29 protein-coding genes and 1 tRNA gene are annotated in these 20059 nt (G+C 63.3%); 6 read left to right on the forward strand and 24 right to left on the reverse strand.

Annotated elements, in window-relative coordinates:
- From ACN9MV_RS30845 to ACN9MV_RS30855, 3 genes are read left to right on the forward strand one after another with little or no spacing between them, the layout of a single operon-like run.
- Positions 1 to 1194: an acyl-CoA dehydrogenase family protein gene (locus ACN9MV_RS30845; RefSeq protein WP_426390721.1), complete on the forward strand. Its 1194-nt coding sequence runs from the start codon at positions 1 to 3 to the stop codon at positions 1192 to 1194.
- Between the two features lie 5 nt (positions 1195 to 1199).
- Positions 1200 to 2822, forward strand: coding sequence for an AMP-binding protein (locus ACN9MV_RS30850; protein WP_354336717.1), 1623 nt, complete (start codon positions 1200 to 1202; stop codon positions 2820 to 2822).
- On the forward strand, positions 2819 to 3217 hold the full coding sequence (locus ACN9MV_RS30855) for a RidA family protein (protein ID WP_093059376.1): 399 nt from the start codon (positions 2819 to 2821) through the stop codon (positions 3215 to 3217). Before ACN9MV_RS30850 ends, ACN9MV_RS30855 begins: the two co-directional genes overlap by 4 nt.
- Here the strand turns inward: ACN9MV_RS30855 and ACN9MV_RS30860 are convergent.
- Positions 3204 to 4187, reverse strand: a complete 984-nt coding sequence (locus tag ACN9MV_RS30860; protein ID WP_426390722.1) for a GlxA family transcriptional regulator — start codon at positions 4185 to 4187, stop codon at positions 3204 to 3206. The two genes, ACN9MV_RS30855 and ACN9MV_RS30860, sit on opposite strands and share 14 nt — an antisense overlap.
- A 109-nt stretch (positions 4188 to 4296) precedes the next feature.
- Here ACN9MV_RS30860 and ACN9MV_RS30865 point away from each other — a divergent pair, with 109 nt between their 5' ends.
- Positions 4297 to 4947, forward strand: coding sequence for an HD domain-containing protein (locus ACN9MV_RS30865; protein ID WP_093059380.1), 651 nt, complete (start codon positions 4297 to 4299; stop codon positions 4945 to 4947).
- Positions 4948 to 5061: 114 nt separating this feature from the next.
- Here ACN9MV_RS30865 and ACN9MV_RS30870 read toward each other — a convergent pair.
- The 18 genes from ACN9MV_RS30870 to rplN all read right to left on the reverse strand — a co-directional run bounded on the left by ACN9MV_RS30870 (position 5062) and on the right by rplN (position 13984).
- Positions 5062 to 5138 (reverse strand) — tRNA-Met (locus ACN9MV_RS30870).
- Positions 5139 to 5156: 18 nt separating this feature from the next.
- Positions 5157 to 5555: a 50S ribosomal protein L17 gene (gene rplQ, locus ACN9MV_RS30875; protein WP_093059382.1), complete on the reverse strand. Its 399-nt coding sequence runs from the start codon at positions 5553 to 5555 to the stop codon at positions 5157 to 5159.
- 93 nt (positions 5556 to 5648) lie between these two features.
- Complete coding sequence (locus ACN9MV_RS30880) at positions 5649 to 6638, reverse strand: DNA-directed RNA polymerase subunit alpha (RefSeq protein WP_093059385.1); 990 nt, start codon at positions 6636 to 6638, stop codon at positions 5649 to 5651.
- Positions 6639 to 6780: 142 nt separating this feature from the next.
- Positions 6781 to 7404, reverse strand: coding sequence for a 30S ribosomal protein S4 (gene rpsD, locus ACN9MV_RS30885; RefSeq protein ID WP_009124826.1), 624 nt, complete (start codon positions 7402 to 7404; stop codon positions 6781 to 6783).
- A 131-nt stretch (positions 7405 to 7535) separates the two neighbouring features.
- Positions 7536 to 7940, reverse strand: coding sequence for a 30S ribosomal protein S11 (gene rpsK / locus ACN9MV_RS30890; protein WP_009124825.1), 405 nt, complete (start codon positions 7938 to 7940; stop codon positions 7536 to 7538).
- A 12-nt stretch (positions 7941 to 7952) separates the two neighbouring features.
- Positions 7953 to 8318: a 30S ribosomal protein S13 gene (gene rpsM, locus ACN9MV_RS30895; RefSeq protein WP_013544105.1), complete on the reverse strand. Its 366-nt coding sequence runs from the start codon at positions 8316 to 8318 to the stop codon at positions 7953 to 7955.
- A gap of 23 nt (positions 8319 to 8341) precedes the next feature.
- Positions 8342 to 8455, reverse strand: coding sequence for a 50S ribosomal protein L36 (rpmJ, locus tag ACN9MV_RS30900; RefSeq protein ID WP_013544106.1), 114 nt, complete (start codon positions 8453 to 8455; stop codon positions 8342 to 8344).
- A 64-nt stretch (positions 8456 to 8519) separates the two neighbouring features.
- Positions 8520 to 9833 carry a preprotein translocase subunit SecY gene (secY, locus tag ACN9MV_RS30905; RefSeq protein ID WP_093059387.1) on the reverse strand — a complete coding sequence of 438 codons (1314 nt, stop codon included), beginning with the start codon at positions 9831 to 9833 and terminating at the stop codon, positions 8520 to 8522.
- Between the two features lie 27 nt (positions 9834 to 9860).
- The gene (rplO, locus tag ACN9MV_RS30910; protein ID WP_426390723.1) at positions 9861 to 10292 is read right to left on the reverse strand and encodes a 50S ribosomal protein L15; all 432 of its coding nucleotides are present in this window, start codon (positions 10290 to 10292) and stop codon (positions 9861 to 9863) included.
- An 11-nt stretch (positions 10293 to 10303) separates the two neighbouring features.
- Complete coding sequence (rpmD, locus tag ACN9MV_RS30915; RefSeq protein WP_009124818.1) at positions 10304 to 10489, reverse strand: 50S ribosomal protein L30; 186 nt, start codon at positions 10487 to 10489, stop codon at positions 10304 to 10306.
- A 24-nt stretch (positions 10490 to 10513) separates the two neighbouring features.
- Positions 10514 to 11032, reverse strand: a complete 519-nt coding sequence (rpsE, locus tag ACN9MV_RS30920) for a 30S ribosomal protein S5 (RefSeq protein ID WP_093059391.1) — start codon at positions 11030 to 11032, stop codon at positions 10514 to 10516.
- An 18-nt stretch (positions 11033 to 11050) separates the two neighbouring features.
- Complete coding sequence (gene rplR / locus ACN9MV_RS30925; protein WP_042672913.1) at positions 11051 to 11416, reverse strand: 50S ribosomal protein L18; 366 nt, start codon at positions 11414 to 11416, stop codon at positions 11051 to 11053.
- Between the two features lie 14 nt (positions 11417 to 11430).
- A complete protein-coding gene (rplF, locus tag ACN9MV_RS30930; RefSeq protein ID WP_093059393.1) occupies positions 11431 to 11964 on the reverse strand; it encodes a 50S ribosomal protein L6 in 534 nt (177 codons plus the stop codon).
- Between the two features lie 24 nt (positions 11965 to 11988).
- Positions 11989 to 12384, reverse strand: coding sequence for a 30S ribosomal protein S8 (rpsH, locus tag ACN9MV_RS30935; RefSeq protein ID WP_093059395.1), 396 nt, complete (start codon positions 12382 to 12384; stop codon positions 11989 to 11991).
- 20 nt (positions 12385 to 12404) lie between these two features.
- Complete coding sequence (gene rpsN / locus ACN9MV_RS30940) at positions 12405 to 12710, reverse strand: 30S ribosomal protein S14 (protein WP_042577476.1); 306 nt, start codon at positions 12708 to 12710, stop codon at positions 12405 to 12407.
- Positions 12711 to 12718: 8 nt separating this feature from the next.
- Positions 12719 to 13258, reverse strand: a complete 540-nt coding sequence (rplE, locus tag ACN9MV_RS30945; protein WP_013544114.1) for a 50S ribosomal protein L5 — start codon at positions 13256 to 13258, stop codon at positions 12719 to 12721.
- A gap of 11 nt (positions 13259 to 13269) precedes the next feature.
- The gene (gene rplX / locus ACN9MV_RS30950) at positions 13270 to 13602 is read right to left on the reverse strand and encodes a 50S ribosomal protein L24 (RefSeq protein ID WP_093059397.1); all 333 of its coding nucleotides are present in this window, start codon (positions 13600 to 13602) and stop codon (positions 13270 to 13272) included.
- 13 nt (positions 13603 to 13615) lie between these two features.
- A complete protein-coding gene (gene rplN, locus ACN9MV_RS30955) occupies positions 13616 to 13984 on the reverse strand; it encodes a 50S ribosomal protein L14 (protein ID WP_009124801.1) in 369 nt (122 codons plus the stop codon).
- Between the two features lie 251 nt (positions 13985 to 14235).
- On the opposite strand from rplN, the gene ACN9MV_RS30960 reads away from it, so the two are divergent.
- Positions 14236 to 15372, forward strand: a complete 1137-nt coding sequence (locus tag ACN9MV_RS30960; protein ID WP_426390724.1) for an esterase-like activity of phytase family protein — start codon at positions 14236 to 14238, stop codon at positions 15370 to 15372.
- Positions 15369 to 16226, forward strand: a complete 858-nt coding sequence (gene proC, locus ACN9MV_RS30965; RefSeq protein WP_354336713.1) for a pyrroline-5-carboxylate reductase — start codon at positions 15369 to 15371, stop codon at positions 16224 to 16226. The genes ACN9MV_RS30960 and proC overlap by 4 nt, the downstream gene beginning before the upstream one ends.
- A 2-nt stretch (positions 16227 to 16228) precedes the next feature.
- Here proC and ACN9MV_RS30970 read toward each other — a convergent pair whose 3' ends face one another.
- From ACN9MV_RS30970 to ACN9MV_RS30990, 5 genes are all read right to left on the reverse strand, one after another.
- Positions 16229 to 16699, reverse strand: coding sequence for a MaoC/PaaZ C-terminal domain-containing protein (locus ACN9MV_RS30970; RefSeq protein ID WP_426390725.1), 471 nt, complete (start codon positions 16697 to 16699; stop codon positions 16229 to 16231).
- An 8-nt stretch (positions 16700 to 16707) separates the two neighbouring features.
- A complete protein-coding gene (gene ubiA, locus ACN9MV_RS30975) occupies positions 16708 to 17607 on the reverse strand; it encodes a 4-hydroxybenzoate octaprenyltransferase (RefSeq protein ID WP_426390726.1) in 900 nt (299 codons plus the stop codon).
- Positions 17597 to 18172, reverse strand: a complete 576-nt coding sequence (locus ACN9MV_RS30980; RefSeq protein WP_093059406.1) for a Dps family protein — start codon at positions 18170 to 18172, stop codon at positions 17597 to 17599. Before ACN9MV_RS30980 ends, ubiA begins: the two co-directional genes overlap by 11 nt.
- Before the next feature lie 93 nt (positions 18173 to 18265).
- Positions 18266 to 19231, reverse strand: coding sequence for a LysR substrate-binding domain-containing protein (locus ACN9MV_RS30985; protein ID WP_093059408.1), 966 nt, complete (start codon positions 19229 to 19231; stop codon positions 18266 to 18268).
- Positions 19232 to 19558: 327 nt separating this feature from the next.
- A complete protein-coding gene (locus ACN9MV_RS30990) occupies positions 19559 to 19840 on the reverse strand; it encodes a helix-turn-helix domain-containing protein (protein WP_093307521.1) in 282 nt (93 codons plus the stop codon).
- Positions 19841 to 20059: the final 219 nt, after the last annotated feature.

Below are 20059 nucleotides of genomic sequence, written 5' to 3' on the forward strand. Positions count from 1 at the left end.
ATGATGACCAAAGCACCCGCCCCGCCATCGACTGCGCACCTTGCGCTGCCCTTCTTCGACGATGCGCATCGCGCGCTCGCCGACGGCCTGCTGCCCTGGGCCGCTGCGCAGGAAGTCGATGAGCGCGATGACCGTGCCGCCTGTCGCGACTGGGTTCAGCGGCTCGGCACCGGCGGCTGGCTGCGCTACTGCGTGCCGGGTACGTCCGGCGGCGCGCTCGAACGACTCGACTCGCGTGCCCTCGTGCTGCTGCGCGAAACGCTTGCCTTTCACTCGCCGCTCGCCGACTTCGCGTTCGCGATGCAAGGCCTCGGAAGCGGGGCGATCACACTTGCAGGCACGCCGGAGCAGCACGCCAACTACCTGACGGCGGTTGCCAAGGGCAGCAAGATCGCGGCCTTCGCGCTCAGCGAGCCCGAAGCGGGTTCCGACGTGGGCGCGATGGCAATGCGCGCCGAAGCAACCGCCGACGGCTGGAAGCTCAACGGCGAGAAGACCTGGATCAGCAACGGCGGCATCGCCGACTTCTACTGCGTCTTCGCGAAGACCGACCCCACCGGTGGCACGCGCGGCATCACGGCCTTCATCGTCGATGCAGCGACGCCCGGCCTCGACACCTCCGCGCACATCGACGTGATGGCGCCGCATCCGCTGGCCACGCTGCGCTTCGAAAACTGCATCGTGCCGCGCTCGGCGCAACTCGGCGAGCTCAACGGCGGCTTCAAGCTCGCGATGCGCACGCTCGACATCTTCCGCGCTTCGGTAGCGGCTGCTGCGCTCGGCATGGGTCGTCGCGCGTTGGCTGAAGCCATTGCGCATTCGAAGAGCCGCCGCATGTTCGGCCAGACGCTGGCCGACTTCCAGCTCACGCAGGCCAAGCTCGGCGAGATGGCCGCGCTGATCGACAGCGCCGCGCTGCTCACGTACCGCGCTGCGTGGATGCGCGACGACGCAGAGCAACGCGGTGCACCGGCAGTGGGCGACGTCTCTGCCGCAGCCGCAATGGCCAAGATGTGCGCCACCGAAAACGCAAGCCGCGTGATCGACATGTCGCTGCAGATGCACGGCGGCCTCGGCGTGAAGGTTGGCACGAAGATTGAAAGCCTCTACCGCGACATCCGCTCGCTGCGCATCTATGAGGGCGCGACGGAAGTCCAACAACTGATCATCGGTAAATCTGTTCTGCGGGGATAAACACCGTGTCTGCCCAAGTCGACCGCTTCGTTCACGACCGCCTGCCGCCTGCCGCGCAGCTGCCCGTCTTTCGCTACGAACTGCCCGAGCTGCAGTTGCCCGACCAGCTGAACCTGGTCGAGGAGTTGCTCGACAAGGCGGTGGCCAAGGGCCTCGGCGACAAGCCGATGCTGCGTTCGCCGCAGGGCACGTTGACGTACGCGCAAGCGGCCGTCGAGGTCAATCGCATCGCGCAGGTGCTGACGGAAGACCTCGGGCTCGTGCCGGGCAATCGCGTGCTGCTGCGTGGCGGCAACTCGGTGGCCATGGCGCTGTCGTGGCTCGCGGTGGTGAAGGCCGGGCTGATCGCAGTAGCAACGATGCCGCTGCTGCGCGCGAAGGAGCTGGGCGAGATCATCGAGAAGGCGCAGCCCGTAGCCGCGTTGTGCGATGGGCGCCTGCTCGACGAACTCGTGATCGCTCAGCAGGCACATCCGGTGCTCGCCACGGTGATTGCATTCAACAAGCCCGATGCGGATGACTCGCTCTCTGCACGCGCGGCGAAGAAGAGCGGTGTGTTCAAGGCCTGCCCCACGGCATCGGACGACATCGCGCTGCTGGCCTTCACATCGGGCACCACGGGCAAGCCGAAGGCGCCCGTCACCACACACCGCGACGTGCTCGCGATGTGCGAGACCTGGCCGCGCCATGTGCTGCGCGCGCGCAGCGACGACATCGTGGTGGGCTCTCCGCCGCTGGCCTTCACCTTCGGCCTCGGTGGGCTGCTGGTGTTCCCGATGTGGGCGGGGGCTTCGGTCTACTTTCCCGATGCGCCGTTCACGCCCGAGGGGCTGGTGAAGCTCATCAACGAGGTCGGCGCGACCATCTGCTACACGGCACCGACGTTCTATCGCCAGATGGCGCCGTTCGTGAAGCAGCACGGCATGCCCAGCCTGCGCATCAGCGTAAGTGCCGGCGAAGCGCTGCCCGATGCCACGCGTCAGCTGTGGAAGGACGCCACCGGCATCGAGATGCTCGACGGCATCGGCGGCACCGAGGTGTTCCACATCTACATTTCGGCTGCGGGCGACGACGTGCGCCGCGGCGCGGTCGGCAAGGCAGTGCCGGGCTTCACCGCGAAGGTGGTGGACAACGAAGGCAACGAGGTGCCGCGCGGCACGGTCGGCAAGCTCGCGCTGCAGGGCCCAGTAGGCTGCCGCTATCTCGACGATCCGCGCCAGGCCGACTACGTGAAGAACGGCTGGAACTATCCGGGCGATTCGTTCGTGCAGGACGACGACGGCTACTTCTTCTACCAGGCACGCGCCGACGACATGATCATCACGGCCGGCTACAACGTCGGCGGCCCGGAGGTCGAAGACGCGCTGCTCAAGCACCCGGCCGTGGCCGAGTGCGGCGTGATCGGCAAGCCCGATGCCGACCGCGGCATGATCGTGAAGGCGTTCTGTGTCCTGAAGCCCGGCAACGAGGGCAACGCAGCCCTCGTGAAGGCGCTGCAGGACCACGTGAAGGCGACGATCGCGCCTTTCAAATACCCGCGGGAAATCGAGTTCGTGCCGGTGCTGCCACGCACCGAAACCGGCAAGCTCCAGCGATTCAAACTGAGACAACTCAACACAACATCATGATCCACAAACTCTTGCAGCCCGAAGGTTGGCTGCCTCCCAAAGGCTATGCGAACGGCGTTGCCGCGCGCGGCACGACGCTGTTCGTCGGCGGACAGATCGGCTGGAATGCGCAGCAGCAGTTCGAGTCGGACGACTTCATCGACCAATGCGGCCTGGCGCTGCGCAATATCGCCGAGGTGCTGCGCGCAGGCGGTGCGGGCCCTGAGCACATGGTGCGCATGACCTGGTACGTGACCGACCGCGACGAATACAGCAGCCGGCTCGCCGAGCTCGGCCCCGTCTACCGCGATGCGATGGGCCGCAACTTCCCGGCTATGACCTGCGTGCAGGTGGCGGCACTGGTCGAGCACCGCGCGAAGGTCGAGATCGAGGTGACGGCGGTCATTCCAGACTGATTGACGCGGCCCCGAAACGCTTGCGGTACTCCGCGGGCGTGATGCCGACCTGCCGCTGGAACGCGCGGCGCAGCGTGTCGGCATCGGCGAATCCGCATTCGTATGCCACCTGCTTGGGTGCCGCGTCTCCAGCCTCCAGCAGGCGGCGCGCGGCGGCCACGCGAACGTCTTCCACCCACGCCGCGGGTGTGACTCCGACCTCCTGCCTGAAGAGCCGCGCGAAGTGGCGTTCGCTGAGGCCCATGCGCGCCGCGAGATTCGCGACGCCGTGATCCTCGGCAGGGTTGGCCGAGATCCATCGCTGGACCTCCTGAAGGGCCGAACGGCCGGTGGGCGCGGCCTCGCCCTTGCGGCTGAACTGCATCTGGCCGCCAGGGCGCTTGAAGAACATCACGAGCTGCGCGGCAACCTTCATTGCGATGTCGCGGCCGAGGTCTTCCTCCACGAGTGCGAGCGATAGGTCCAGGCCCGCCGTGACACCTGCGGCGGTGCGCAGGCGGCCGTCGCGCACGTGGATGGCATCGGCGTCGACGGTGACCGAAGGGAACTCCTGCGCGAGCTGGTCGGCAACGGCCCAGTGCGTGGTGACGCGCCGGCCGTTCAAGAGCCCGGCCTGGGCCAGCACGAAGGCGCCACTGCAGACCGAGCCGAAACGGCGCATCTTGGGTGTGAGTTTCCTCAGCCACGTGGTCACGTTGGCATCGGACACCGCGTCGGCCGCGTGCGGAGAGCCCGCGACGAGCAGTGTGTGAATGGGCTCGTCCATTGCATCGCCGATGACTGCATCGGGCATGAGCCGCACACCCGAGGAACTGCGCACGGGCCCTCGCCGGGTTGCGATCACCTGCAGCCTGTAGGCCTGCGAACGAGCTTGCAGGTTGGCCTCGGCGAACACGTCGAGCGGGCCGGACACATCCAACAACTGGACGCCGGGCATGGCGAGGATGGCGACGGTCTTCGGAGCTTTCATGGATCTGCGGCGCTTTCGGACGGACAATGTCTGGATTCGCCGTTCTACGTCGATCGAAGCCATCACAGCCTACTCCTAGAGTTGTCTCAACTTCACAGGAGAAATCCAAATGACTTTGACGACGACGGATATCGAAGGGGTGCGCATCCCCGACAGCAAGCTCGCACACGAGATCACGGAACTGGTTCGAGACACGGCCCCGCCGCTGCTCTTTCACCATTCGAGCCGGGTCTACTACTTCGGAGCGCTCGCCGGCAAGCGCCGCGGGCTGACCTTCGACCCGGAGCTGCTGTACGCCGGCGCGATGTTCCACGACATGGGGCTGGTGAAGAAACACAGTAGCGCGCACGAGCGCTTCGAAGTCGACGGTGCGAACGTGGCGCGCGACTTCCTGTGCGGGCATGGAATCTCGAAGCAGGACATCGACCTGGTATGGACCTCGATCGCGCTGCACACGACGCCGGGCATCCCGCAGCACATGCACCCGGTGGTGGCACTGGTCACGGCCGGCGTCGAGATGGACGTGCTGGGCCTGACCTACAAGGAGTACAGCGAGGCCGAGCGCACGAAGGTCGTGCATGCGCATCCGCGCACCGAACACTTCAAAGAAGACATCATCCAGGCCTTCTACGACGGCATCCGGCACAAGCCGGAGACGACGTTCGGGAACGTCAAGGCGGACGTGATCGCGGACAAGGAGCCGCACTTCCACCGGGGCAACTTCTGCAGCGTAATCCGCTGCTCGGCCTGGCACGGTTAAGACTAGGCGAGCGCGCAAATTCCGGAAACAAAAAAGCCCTCTTTGCGAGGGCTTTTTCAATTCATTTACCGGCCAAGAAAAAAGGCCCTTTGAAATTCAAAGGGCCTTTTAAATTGGTTGCGCGAGCAAGATTTGAACTTGCGACCTTTGGGTTATGAGCCCAACGAGCTACCAGGCTGCTCCATCGCGCGGCAAGATGGAATTATAGCTTATTCAGCAGCGTTTTGCTCGGCTGCTTCTTCTTTAATTTCAGGACGGTCGACCAGTTCGACGAGTGCCATCGGAGCGTTGTCGCCCACGCGGAAACCCATCTTCAGGATGCGGGTGTAGCCGCCCGGACGCGCGGCGAAACGCGGGCCGAGTTCGCCGAAGAGCTTGACGACGCTGTCGCGGCTGCGCAGGCGGTCGAAAGCCAGGCGCTTGTTGGCGAGCGTGGGCTTCTTGGCGAGCGTGATCATCGGTTCGATGACGCGGCGCAGTTCCTTGGCCTTGGGGACCGTGGTCTTGATGACTTCGTGCTCGATGAGCGAATTCATCATGTTCTGCAGCATCGCAAGGCGGTGCGAGCTGGTGCGGTTGAGTTTGCGGAGTCCGTGTCCGTGACGCATGGTGCTTTCCTTTACTTTATAAAAACAGGCAGCCGTATCAGGTACTGCCCGGTGCACTGGCCTTTTTCAGGAGGCCTATTTCAAAAATTCAAATCAACGCTTGTCGAGACCGGCCGGCGGCCAGCTTTCGAGCTTCATACCCAAGGTCAGGCCGCGCGAAGCGAGGACTTCCTTGATTTCGTTGAGCGACTTGCGACCCAGATTCGGGGTCTTGAGCAACTCGTTTTCGGTGCGCTGAATCAGGTCACCGATGTAGTAGATGTTTTCGGCCTTCAGGCAGTTGGCCGAACGCACGGTGAGCTCGAGCTCGTCGACAGGGCGCAGCAGGATCGGATCGAATTGCTGTGCGCTGCGCGGTGCCGGTGCATCGAATGCTGCGAGTTCGCCGCCTTCGAGCTGCGCAAACACGGCGAGCTGTTCGACCAGGATTTTAGCCGATGCGCGCACGGCGTCTTCGGCGGTGATCGCACCGTTGGTTTCGATTTCAACCAGCAGCTTGTCGAGGTCGGTACGCTGTTCGACACGGGCGCTTTCGACCGTGTAGCTCACGCGCTTGACGGGCGAGAACGACGCGTCGAGAACGATACGGCCAATCGACTTGGTCGGCTCGTCGGCGTAGCGGCGCATCGTGCCGGGCACGTAGCCACGACCCTTTTCGACCTTGATCTGCATGTCGAGCTTGCCGCCTTGCGACAGGTGCGCGATCACGTGGTCAGGGTTGATGATTTCGACGTCGTGCGGGGTCTGGATGTCCGACGCCAGGACCGGGCCTTCGCCGTCCTTGCGCAGGCTCAGCGTGACTTCGTCGCGGTTGTGGAGCTTGAACACCACGCCCTTGAGATTCAGCAGGATGTTGACGACATCTTCCTGCACGCCGTCGATCGACGAGTACTCATGCAGAACGCCAGCGATCGTGACTTCGGTGGCCGAGTAGCCGACCATGGACGACAGCAGAACGCGACGCAGCGCGTTGCCGAGCGTGTGGCCGTAGCCGCGCTCGAAAGGTTCGAGCGTGACCTTGGCCTTGTTGGGGGCAAGTTGCTCGACCTGGATGGTCTTGGGTTTCAGCAGGGTGGTTTGCATGCAGACTTCCTCTCAATACCCCCGGCTCGTTACACCGGTAAGGCTGGTGAAGCACCTGATCCGCGACGAAGCGCGGAGCAGGAACGTGAACAACAATATCAATCTCCCGCCAGCGCAAAGACGCGCAAGCGGGTAGAAAAAATCAACGCGAATACAGTTCGACGATCAGCGATTCGTTGATGTCGGCGGCGAATTCGTCGCGATCGGGCACCTTCTTGAACGTGCCTTCGGCCTTGTCGGCATTCACGTCGACCCAAGCCGGAATACCGACTTGCTGGGCGAGTTGCAGCGCTTCGACAATGCGGTTTTGCTTCTTCGACTTGTCGCGCACGGCGATCACGTCACCGGTCTTGACCAGGTACGACGGGATGTTGACCGACTGACCGTTCACCGTGATCGCCTTGTGCGACACGAGCTGGCGCGCTTCGGCGCGGGTCGAGCCGAAGCCCATGCGGTAGACGACGTTGTCCAGGCGCGATTCGAGGATGAACAGCAGGTTGGCGCCGGTGTTGCCACGGCGACGATCAGCTTCTTCGAAGTAGCGGCGGAATTGCTTTTCGAGCACGCCGTACATGCGCTTGACCTTCTGCTTTTCACGCAGTTGCAGGCCGTAGTCGGAAGTGCGCTGACCCGAGGTGCGACCGTGCTGGCCGGGCTTGGAGTCGAACTTGGCCTTGTCCTGGATCGAACGGCGGGCGCTCTTCAGGAACAGGTCGGTGCCTTCACGGCGGGAAAGTTTGGCCTTGGGGCCGAGGTAACGTGCCACGATTTTTCCTTTGTGTCATCTGCCGCAGTTGCCTGCGGGAGCCATCGGCGAAACGCGGATGGCGGTGGGCTTAGTTAAAAAACAAATGCGCAGCCGCTATTCAAAGCTGGCTGCGCCTTGCGGACTGACGATCAGATGCGGCGACGCTTCTGGGGACGGCAGCCGTTGTGCGGAACGGGCGTCACGTCGGCAATGGAATTGATCCGGATGCCGAGCGCAGCCAGTGCGCGCACCGACGATTCGCGACCGGGGCCCGGGCCCTTGATCTCGACGTCGAGGTTCTTGATACCTTGTTCGACAGCAGCACGGCCGGCCACTTCGGAAGCCACCTGCGCAGCGAACGGCGTCGACTTGCGCGAGCCCTTGAAGCCCTGGCCACCCGACGAAGCCCACGACAGGGCGTTGCCCTGGCGATCGGTGATCGTGATGATGGTGTTGTTGAACGAAGCGTGCACGTGAGCGATACCGTCCGCGACGTTCTTGCGAACCTTTTTGCGAACGCGCTGTGCGGCGTTGTTTGCAGGTGCTTTAGCCATGCTGTTCTATCCTTATTTCTTCAGGGACTGCGCAGCCTTGCGCGGACCCTTGCGGGTGCGGGCGTTGGTGCGCGTGCGCTGGCCGCGCATCGGCAGGCCGCGACGGTGACGGAAGCCGCGATAGCAGCCGATGTCCATCAAACGCTTGATGTTCATCGTCGTCTCGCGACGCAGATCGCCTTCGATGGTGAACAGAGCGATCTGGTCGCGGATCTTTTCGAGATCGGCGTCGGTCAGATCCTTGATCTTCTTCGAATATTCGATGCCGCTCGCTTCGCAGATCTGACGGGCGCGAGTGCGACCGATGCCGAAGATGGCGGTCAGGCCGATTTCAGCGTGCTTGTGCGGCGGAATGTTGATGCCAGCAATACGTGCCATGTGCGTCCTCTAATACTCTTCAATCAACCCTGGCGCTGCTTGTGGCGCGGGTCGGTGCAAATCACACGCACCACACCTTTACGGCGGATGACCTTGCAATTACGGCAGATGGTTTTGACCGAAGCCGAAACTCTCATTTCATTCTCCTAAAACTGTTTAACGTGGCGGTCTACCGCCCGGACTCAATACTGAAACACAGCCCTACGATGTCTTGAAGTTCGCCTTCTTCAGCAGCGATTCGTACTGCTGGGACATCATGTAGTTTTGCACCTGGGCCATGAAGTCCATCGTGACGACCACGATGATCAGCAGGGAGGTACCACCGAAGTAGAACGGCACGTTGTACTTCAGGATCAGGAACTCGGGCAGCAGGCAGACGAAGGTGATGTACACCGCGCCAGCCAACGTCAGGCGAACCAGAATCTTGTCGATGTAGCGAGCGGTCTGGTCACCCGGGCGAATGCCAGGAATGAATGCACCACTCTTCTTCAGGTTGTCGGCCGTTTCCTTGCTGTTGAACACGAGTGCCGTGTAGAAGAAGCAGAAGAAAACGATCGCGGCAGCGTACAGCAGCACGTAGATCGGCTCGCCCGGACGCAGAGCGCCGGCAACATCCTTGATCCAGCGGAAACCGCCTTCACCGGTGCTGAACCAGCCAACCACCGTTGCGGGCAGCAGGATGATCGACGAAGCGAAGATCGGCGGGATCACACCGGCCATGTTCAGCTTCAAGGGCAGGTGCGACGACTGGCCGCCATAGACCTTGTTACCGACCTGGCGCCGCGCATAGTTCACGAGGATCTTGCGCTGACCGCGTTCGACGAACACAACGAAGTAGGTGACCAGCACCACCACCGCGACGATGAAGAGCGCGACGATGACATTCATGGCACCGGTACGCACCAGCTCCAGCAGGCCGCCGATGGCGTTGGGCAGACCGGCCGCGATACCTGCAAAGATCAGGATCGAAATGCCGTTGCCCAGGCCGCGTTCGGTGATCTGCTCGCCGAGCCACATCAGGAACATCGAACCTGCCGTCAGGCTCACCATGGCGGTCAGGCGGAAGCCGAAACCAGGCGAGATGACCAGACCGGCCGACGACTCGAGAGCCACCGCGATGCTGAACGACTGAAACAGCGCCAGGCCCAGCGCACCGTAGCGCGTGTACTGCGTGATCTTGCGGCGGCCGGCCTCGCCTTCCTTCTTCAATTGCTCGAAGGTCGGAAGCACGTAGGTCATCAGCTGCATGATGATCGACGCCGAGATGTACGGCATGATCCCCAACGCGAACACGGTGAAGCGCGACAGCGCCCCGCCCGAGAACATGTTGAACAGGCTCAGAATGCCGCCCTGCTGGCCCTGGAACAGCGCCGCCAACTGGTCCGGGTTGATACCCGGCACAGGAATGTGCGCGCCAATCCGGTAGACCACGAGCGCGAGCAGCAAAAAGACGAGCCGACGGCGGAGGTCGCCGAACTTGCCTGTTTTTGCGATCGTTGCCGCGTTAGTTGCCACGAAGAACTTCTTTCAGTCCGATGGTGATCAGGCGATGCTGCCGCCGGCCGCTTCGATCGCAGCCCTGGCACCAGCGGTAGCGCCCACGCCCGTCAGCTTGACGGCCTTGGTCAGTTCGCCGGTCTTGACGACCTTGACGACCTTGGCGAGCTGGCCCACGAGGCCGGCTTGCTTCAGCGCCAGGACGTCCACTTCGGCCAGGCCGAGCTGCTCGAGGGCAGTCAGCGTGACTTCGGCGTTGAACTTCAGCAGATGCGACTTGAAGCCACGCTTCGGCAGGCGACGCTGCAGCGGCATTTGACCGCCTTCGAAGCCGACCTTGTGGAAACCGCCTGCGCGCGACTTCTGGCCCTTGTGACCGCGACCTGCGGTCTTGCCGATGCCGGAGCCGATACCGCGACCGACGCGGCGCTTGGCGTGCTTGGCGCCATCCGCCGGCTTGATGCCATTGAGTTCCATATCAGTCTCTCTTACAGAACTTTGACCAGATAACTGATCTTGTTGATCATGCCGCGCACCGCAGGGGTGTCTTGCAGCTCGCTCACGCTGTTGAGCTTGCGCAGGCCGAGGCCACGCACGGTCGCGCGATGCGATTCCTTGGTACCGATCGGGCTCTTGACCAATTGGACCTTGAGGGTTTGTTGTTGCGTCGTCATTTGAATGCTTCTTTCGGCTTGCGCTTAAGCGAAGATTTCTTCGACGGTGAGGCCGCGCTTGGCAGCCACCTGGCCCGCCGTCGTCGAGTTCTTCAACCCGTCGAGCGTGGCGCGAACCATGTTGTAGGGGTTCGACGAACCATGGCTCTTGGCCACGATGTCGGTGATGCCCATCACTTCGAACACGGCGCGCATCGGGCCGCCGGCGATGATGCCGGTACCCTTGGGAGCCGGATACATCACGACCGTCGCAGCGCCATGGTGGCCTTGCACCTGGTGGTGCAGCGTGCCGTTCTTGATCGAAACCTTCAGCAGGTTGCGACGCGCTTCTTCCATGGCCTTCTGCACTGCAGCGGGCACTTCCTTCGACTTGCCCTTGCCCATGCCGACGCGACCATCGCCATCACCGACCACGGTGAGTGCTGCGAAACCGAGGATACGACCACCCTTCACCACCTTGGTGACACGGTTGATCGCGATCATCTTCTCGCGCAAACCGTCCTCGGGGCCTTCGTTCTGCGTTCTTGCCTGAATCTTTGCCATTTTGAATCTCGTGTCCGGTTAGAACTGCAGGCCGGCTTCGCGGGCGGCCTCGGCCAGCGCCTTGACGCGGCCGTGGTATGCGAAACCTGCGCGATCGAAGGCGACCTTCTCGACGCCGGCAGCCTTCGCCTTTTCAGCGATGCGCTTGCCGACGGCGGTGGCTGCAGCGGCGTTGCCGCCCTTGCCCGAACCGCCGAGCGAGGTACGCACTTCGGCTTCTGCCGTCGATGCGGTTGCAATCACCTTGGTGCCGTCGTCGGAGATGACGGTCGCGTAGATGTGCAGGTTGGTGCGGTTCACCGTCAGACGGGCCACGCCCTGCGTCGCGATGCGAATGCGGGTCTGGCGCGAGCGGCGAAGACGCTGTGCTTTTTTGGTCAACATCATTTTGCTGCCCCTTACTTCTTCTTGGTCTCTTTGATCACGATCTTCTCGTCCGCATAGCGGATGCCCTTGCCCTTGTAGGGCTCTGGCGGACGAACAGCGCGGATCTCAGCGGCGATTTGACCAACGCGCTGACGGTCAGCACCCTTGATCACGATTTCGGTCGGGGTCGCGGTGGCCACCGTGATGCCTTGCGGCATGTCGATGTTGACCGGGTGCGAGTAACCGACTTGCAGGTTCAGCTTGTTGTTGGACGCTGCAGCCTTGTAGCCGACGCCGATCAGGCTGAGCTTCTTCTCGAAGCCCTTCGTGACGCCGACGACCATGTTGTTCACCAGCTGGCGAATCGTGCCGCTCATCGCGTTCGCTTCACGCGACTCGTTTGCGGGCTCGAAGCTCAGCTTGCCGTCATTGCTGACGATTTTCACCAGTGCATTGCGCGACAGGCTGAGCGTGCCGCCCGTGCCCTTGACGCTGATCTGGTCTTCCTTGATCGACACATCCACGCCTGCGGGGATGGTGATCGGCATTTTTCCTACTCGGGACATTTCAGTAACTCCTCGATGTCTCGGTTAGGCGACGTAGCACAGAACTTCGCCGCCGACACCGGTGGCGCGAGCCTTGCGGTCGGTCATCACGCCCTTGGGGGTCGTGACGATCGCAACGCCGAGGCCGTTCTGAACCTGCGGAATGGAAGCACTGGCCTTGTAGACGCGCAGGCCAGGGCGGCTCACGCGCTCGATGCGCTCGATGACCGGACGGCCAGCGTAGTACTTCAGCGAAATTTCAAGCTCGCTCTTGCCGGCTTCGGTCTTGACCTGGAAGCCGTCGATGTAGCCCTCGTCCTTCAGGACTTGTGCGATCGCGATCTTCACCTTGGAAGACGGGACCGACACGGTGGGCTTCGCCACCATCTGCGCGTTACGGATACGCGTCAGCAGGTCGGCAATGGGATCACTCATGCTCATGTTGTTTGCTCCTGCCTGGCTTACCAGCTGGCCTTGGTGACACCGGGGATGTCGCCATTGAAAGCCAGTTCGCGGATCTTGGCGCGGGCCAGACCGAATTGACGGAAGGTGCCACGCGGGCGACCGGTGATTTCGCAACGGTTGCGCTGACGCGTGGGGTTCGCGTTGCGCGGGAGCTTTTGCAGGCCCAGGCGGGCTGCAGCGCGCTCTTCGTCGCTCTTCTTCACGTCGTTGGAGATTGCCTTCAGTTCCGCGTGCTTCGCAGCGAACTTGGCAACCAGCTTGTCGCGCTTGAGTTCGCGCTGGATCAAAGATGCTTTAGCCACAGATCACCTCAGTTCTTGAACGGGAAACGGAAACCAGCGAGAAGCGCCTTGGCTTCTTCGTCGGTCTTGGCCGTCGTCGTGATGCTGATATTGAGACCGCGCAGGGCATCGACCTTGTCGTACTCGATCTCGGGGAAAATGATCTGTTCCTTGACGCCGATGTTGTAGTTGCCACGGCCGTCGAACGCACGGCCGGAGATGCCGCGGAAGTCGCGAACACGCGGCAGCGCGATGGTCACGAAACGGTCCAGGAACTCATACATCTGCACGCCACGCAGCGTGACCATGCAGCCGATCGGCTGGTTTTCGCGGATCTTGAAACCGGCGATAGCCTTCTTCGACTTGGTAACCACGGGCTTCTGGCCAGCGATCTTGGTCAGGTCGGCGACAGCGTTGTCGAGAACCTTCTTGTCGGCGACTGCCTCACCCACACCCATGTTCAGGGTGATCTTGGTGAGACGCGGAACCTGCATCGGCGACTTGTAGCCGAACTTTTCCGTCAGGTCTTTCGCGATCTTTTCGCGATAGTGTTGTTGGAGACGTGCCATGTGAGTACCTCTTAGGCGATCTTGATTTCGTCGCCGCTGGACTTGAAGACGCGAACAGCCACGCGCTTGCCGTCAGCACCCTGGGTGATCTTGATGCCCACGCGATCGGCCTTGCCGGTCGCGGCATTGAAGATCGCCACGTTGGATTGGTGAATGGGCATGGACTTTTCGACGATGCCACCGGTCGTACCCTTGAGCGGGTTCGGCTTGGTGTGCTTCTTGACGACGTTGATGCCTTCGACGAGCACGTGCGAATCGTCCTTGCGGAGCGACACGGTACCGCGCTTGCCCTTGTCACGACCGGCCAACACGATGACCTGGTCGCCTTTGCGAATCTTGTTCATGGCGTTGTTGTCCTTACAGAACTTCAGGTGCCAGCGACACGATCTTCATGAACTTCTCGGTGCGCAGTTCGCGCGTGACCGGTCCGAAGATGCGGGTGCCGATAGGCTCCAGCTTGGCGTTGAGCAACACTGCTGCGTTGCCGTCGAACTTGACGAGCGAGCCGTCTGCGCGACGGATGCCCTTGGCGGTGCGGACCACCACAGCGCTGTAGATCTCGCCCTTCTTGACGCGACCACGCGGAGCGGCTTCCTTGATGCTGACCTTGATGACGTCGCCCACGCTGGCATAACGCCGCTTGGAGCCACCGAGCACCTTGATACACAGGACGGATTTCGCGCCTGTGTTGTCGGCCACTTCGAGCCGGGATTCAGTTTGGATCATTTCTTGATATTCCCAACTTGTACCGATGTGCATCCAGGAGGGAGGCACCGCGGTCAGTCTTGGGCCCGTCGTCCATGCCTCGAACCACTCGAGGCACTTCCGCTTTGGGCTGAAAGCTTCGCCTTTTAGAAGCGAAGCCCGCGATTGTTGCACGCACTAATGCCGATGTCAACAACCCCATTACACCATCTCGCGCTGCCACTAGACTCCAGGGCGTGCGCCAGCCCCTGAAACCACCCTTTTCGCCCCCATTGCTCCAGCGTCGTCACCTGCTGGCGAGCGGGGCCAGCCTGGTAGCGCTGGGCCTGGCCGGCTGCAAGAGCGCGACTCCGAATCCGGACCCTGGCCGGCTGCGCCGCATTGGCGAGGCGCGCTGGCCGCACCGCCTTCATATAGAAGGCACCGTGGCCGGCGGCCTCTCCGGCATCGACTACGACCCGATCCGAGGTGAGTACCTGCTCATCAGCGATGACCGGTCAGACCAAGCACCCGTGCGCTACTACATCGCCCGCTGGCCCCACCCACAGGCCGCGCAACAACCCGAACCGACGGGCGTTGTGCAGCTGCAACGCCCCGGCGGCGGACCCTGGCCGGATCGTCGCCACGCGGTCGACGGACTTCCCGTGCCCGACCCCGAAGCCCTGCGGCTGCGCCCGGCGACCAACACCCTGCTCTGGACCAGCGAGGGCGACATCGCCCGTGGTTTCGGCCCCGCGCTGTACGAATCGACCCGCGACGGCCGCTTTCTGCGCGAATTCCCGATGCCGGCGATGTTCCAGCCCGATCCGGCCCTGCGCCGCGGCCCGCGCGACAACCTGACCTTCGAAGGCGTCACCCTCACGCCCGACGGCCGTTTCGCCTGGCTGGCGATGGAAAACGCACTGATCCAGGACGGCCCCAAGCCCACCACCGGCGCGCCCGGCGGCCCCTGCCGCTTCACCCGGATCGACCTGCAAACCGGCCAGGCCGACCGCCAGATCGCCTACGTACCCGACGCCATACCGCTGCGCCCGCTGATTCCCGGCAGCTACGCCGACAACGGCGTGAGCGAGATCCTGATGCTCGACGCCGACCGCATGCTGGTGCTGGAGCGCGCCTACGCCACCGGCGCCGGCAATTCGCTGCGCCTCTACGAAATCGACACCCGCGCTGCCAGCGACGTGCTCGCGGTCGACACGCTGGCACCGGACAACCACCGGCCGGCGGCCAAGACTCTGGTGGCCGACTTCGCCGCGCTCGGCCTGTCCCGCCTCGACAACACCGAAGGCATGTGCTGGGGGCCACCGCTGCCCAACGGCAAGCGCATGCTGGTGGTCGTGAGCGACGACAATTTCAATCCGCTTCAAATCACCCAGTTCGCAGCCTTCGAATACGCCGACCGACCATGACCATCGCCGTGACCTTCCTGCCCCGCACCGGCCCCGCGCCGCTGCCCCCCGTCGCCTTCATCGGAGGCGGCAACATGGCCAGCGCCATCATCGGCGGGCTGATCCAGCAAGGCACCCCGGCGGATGCGTTCGAGGTGGTCGAGCCCTTCGAGGAGGCCCGCACGAAGCTGGCCCAGTCCTTCGGCATCGTCGCGAAGGCCGAGGCGGGCGAGGCCCTGTCGCGCTGCGGCGTGGTGGTGTGGGCGGTCAAACCCCAGACCTTTGCCGAAGCCGCCCGCGCGGTGCGCGACTTTGCCGAAGACGCCCTGCACCTGAGCGTGGCCGCGGGCATTCCGTCCGGCAGCATCGCCCGCTGGCTGGGCACGGAACGCGTGGTGCGCGCCATGCCCAATACGCCCGCGCTGGTGGGCAAGGGCATGACCGGCCTGTTCGCCCGGCCAGGCGTCGAGAACACCGACCGCTCGACGGTCGCGAAGTTGCTGGCGCCCACCGGCGAGCTGATCTGGGTCGACGCCGAACCGGCGCTCGACGCCGTGACCGCCATGTCCGGCTCGGGCCCGGCGTACGTGTTCTATTTCATCGAGGCGATGACCGAAGCCGGCGTCGAGATGGGCCTGACGCCCGACCAAGCCCAGCGGCTGGCCATCGGCACCTTTACCGGTGCCTCGGCGCTGGCGCACAGCGCGACCGAACCCCCCTCGGTGCTGCGCGAGCGTGTGACCTCCAAGGGCGGCACGACCTACGCGGCCATCACCTCGCTTCAACAGGCCGACGTGAAGGCACAGTTCAAGACCGCGATCCGCGCGGCACAGAAGCGCGCCGCCGAACTGGGCGAAGAATTCGGCCGCGACTGATTTCAGGCCTCGGGCAGCGCGCGCGGCCCGAGGAAGAACAGCCATTCGGCGGCCAGCGTGACGGTGCCGTCCTCCAGCTCGAGCCAGACTTCTTCCTTCAGCAGAAAGCTGTCGCCGGGCTTGGGCGTCACTTCCGCGATGCGCAACCGTGCCCTGAAGCGCGCGCCCACCGGCATCGGCCGCACGAAGCGCAGACGGTCGAAGCCGTAGTTGAGCGCATGGTTCGAATCGAAGGGCAGCAGCGTGCGCATGGCTTCGCCGGTCAGCCGGATGAGGTGCGAGACCTGGAAGAAGCCCTGCACGATGGTGCCGCCGTAGTCCGCCTCACGCGCCGCACGCTCGGGGTCGAGGTGAATCCACTCGCCTTCGCCGTCGCCCGACAGCTCCGAATAGCGATCGACCATCTCCTGCGTGATGCGGTGCCATTCGGAGAAGCCCTCCTGGCCGATCTTCTGCTTCAGTCGCTCCAGCATGCGCGCTCTCAGCGAACGGCGTAGCCGGCCACGACGCCGGCGAACACCGTGAAGCCCAGCCAGTGGTTCAGGCGGAAGGCCTTGAAGCAGCCTTCGCGCGTGCGGTCGCGAATCAGCCGCCAGTGCCACAGCGCCTGCGCCACGGCTACGGCAATGCCCACGTAGAACAGCACGCCCAGCGAACGGCTCGCGCCGGCCCAGGTCCAGACCGCAAGGAAGATCGCGTAGCTCGCCATCACTGCCGCCACGTCGAAGCGGCCGAAGGTGATGGCCGAGGTCTTCATGCCGATCTTGAGATCGTCGTCGCGGTCGACCATCGCGTACTCGGTGTCGTAGGCCAGCACCCAGAACAGGTTGCCCGCGAGCAACCACGCGGCAAAGACCGGCACCGTGGACTGCACCGCGGCAAAGGCCATCGGAATGCCGAAGCTGAAGGCGATGCCCAGCACCGCCTGCGGCACCGAGACAAAGCGCTTCGCAAACGGATAGATCAGCGTGATGGCCAGCGCCGCGAACGACCACAGCACCGTCGTGCGGTTGGTCGTGAGCACCAGGCCGAAGGCCGCCAGTGCCAGCACCACGCCCAGCCCAAGCGCTTCCTTGACCGACATCGCGCCGCTGGTAACGGGCCGCTGCGCTGTGCGCTTCACATGGCGGTCGAAGTCGCGGTCGGCCACGTCGTTGACGCAGCAGCCTGCGCTGCGCATGAGGAAGGTGCCGAGCGTGAACACGACCAGCAGGTGCCAGCCGGGCCAGCCGCCCGCCGCGAACCAGAGCGCGCCAAGAGTGGGCCACAGCAACAGCAGCCAACCCGCGGGACGGTTCCAGCGGATCAGGTCGAGGTACAACGCAAAACGCCCGCGGGGAGGCGCGGGCGCAGTGACGGGGGGAGCGGACTCAGTCTTCAAGGAGGGAACGCAGCATCCAGGCCGTTTGATCGTGCACCGTGCAGCGCGCGGTCAGCATGTCGGCCGTCGGGTCGTCGCCGGCTTCTTCGGCGACAGGAATGAATTCGCGCGCAATGCGCGACACAGTTTCGTGGCCCTTCACCAGGATGCGCACCATCTCCATCGCCTTGGGCGGGGTCTGCGGCACGTCGGGCACGGTGGCGATCTTGCTGAACTCGGCATACGAGCCCGGCGCATAGTGGCCCAGGGCGCGAATGCGCTCGGCCAGCACGTCGGTTGCGCCCCAAAGCTCGGTGTACTGGCCCATGAACATCGCATGCAGCGAATTGAAGTGCGGGCCCGTCACGTTCCAGTGGAAGTTGTGCGTGGTGAGGTAGAGCGTGTAGGTGTCGGCCAGCACGCGGCTCAGGCCTTCGGCGATGGCGGCGCGGTCCTGGCGCTCGATGCCGATGTTGATGATCGGCGCATTGCGGCTGCCCGACTCCTGCGCAACCACCGCACCGCCCTTCTTGGGCACCTTGCCGGCGGAGGAGGCGGACGATGATTTTTTCGAGTCTTTGGCCATGGCGGGAGGTCTTTCTTCAATTTGGAGGGGAGAACACCTGAATTCTGAAAGCCGGCACGCGGCTTCGCAACAGCGTGACTCTATCCCAGCGATCTACGACAGGCGCTTGACGCCCGGCAGCTCGCACGCATAGATCGCGTTGCGCAGCGCCGCAATCGCCTCATAGCGCGTGAAGGTGCGCCGCCATGCGAGCACCACGCGGCGCGTGGGCGGGTCGCGGTCGTGCGCATCGCGCACCGGCAGATAGCGCACCATCTGCTCGGGCTCCTTGCGGCCCTTGACCTTGGGCTTGATCGCCTCGGCCGGCACCGACAGGCGCGGTACGAGCGTCACGCCCATGCCCGAGGCCACCATGTGCTTGATGGTTTCGAGCGACGAGCCTTCGAAGCTCTTGCGGATGCCTTCGGCATTGCTGGAGAAGCGCGCGAACTCCGGGCACACCTCCAGCACGTGGTCACGGAAGCAGTGGCCGGTGCCCAGCAGCAGCATGGTTTCGCTCTGCAGCTCTTCGGAGGTGATCGATTCGCGATCGGCAAACTTGTGCTTGTTGGGCAGCGCCGCCATGAAGGGCTCGTCGTACAGCGGCGCCATCGCGAGGCCGGTGTCGGGAAAGGGCTCGGCCATGATGGCGCAGTCGATCTCGCCGGCGCGCAGCATCTCGAGCAGCTTGGCGGTGAAGTTCTCCTGCAGCACCAGCGGCATCTGCGGCGTGCGCGCGATCACCTGGCGCACAAGGTCGGGCAGCAGGTACGGCCCGATGGTGTAGATCACGCCCAGATTCAGCGGACCTGCCAGCGGGTCCTTGCCGCGCTTGGCGATTTCCTTGATGCTGGCCGCCTGGTCGAGCACGCTCTGCGCCTGCTGCACGATCTGCTCGCCCAGCGGCGTGACGGTCACTTCGCCGGCGCTGCGCTCGAAGAGCTTGACTTCGAGCTCGTCCTCGAGCTTCTTGATCGCGACCGAGAGGGTCGGCTGTGAAACGTAGCAGGCCTCGGCCGCCTTGCCGAAGTGCCGTTCGCGGGCTACTGCGACGATGTATTTGAGTTCGGTGAGAGTCATAGCTTGCGTCAATTATGCGCAAGGGTGTGTGACCCGGCAGGCCTGGGGTCTTAGAGGCTCCTAACAGAGTGTCAAATTTCCCAACAGAGTGTCAAAAATCGAGAGCGCAGGCGAAAACACTAGATAACAGAGTGTCAAAAATTTCTGCGGAAAACTCGGAGCAAATGCCAGCAGTAGACACTAACATCGAAGGAAAAAGTCTCACTCATTGCCAGCGATACCGGCACCGGAGACTGCGCATGAAATCAAGTCATTGCCTCAACTAGAGCCGTATTCATGGCGTCTAACGCGGGACGCCCCCTACCTCGACTGAGCGTCGCCAGCGCATCAGTGGGGGCGCCTGTGCACCTGTGCTGCCACAGACGCGGCTTCAAGCCTCGCCTCAAACTCGGCGACGAAAAGCCCCATATCGATACCCAGTGCGGCGGCCCAATGCCTCAGTTCGACAAAGTCGATGCGCCGAGCTCCCCGCTCAACTTTGCTGAGGTCACTTTGGGTTATGCCAAGTTTCTTGGCCAGTTCCACCTGAGTCATTTCCCTTGCCTGCCTGAACTCTCGTAGGAGAGTCGTCACCAGCTTGCTTTGCCGGCTGTAAATTGTCTTCTGCATGAGCCACTTCCTTGTGGCCCGCACCCTGAAGTTCGTTTTGGAATAGTGGAAATTCGACTATTCTTCAGATCTCACACTGAAGCGATTCGACTCGTCGCGGCTCCCAGCGGAGTCCGCGTCGTCTTACAGCTGGCACAGGACGATGAATGAAAGCGGAACCGACACAGCCCCCAATCGATAGCCGGGTCGCAGATCTCGGTGATCTAGCTTTGCCGGACG

It is taken from the genome of Variovorax sp. R-27, assembly GCF_049913215.1.
Lineage (GTDB): Bacteria > Pseudomonadota > Gammaproteobacteria > Burkholderiales > Burkholderiaceae_C > Variovorax.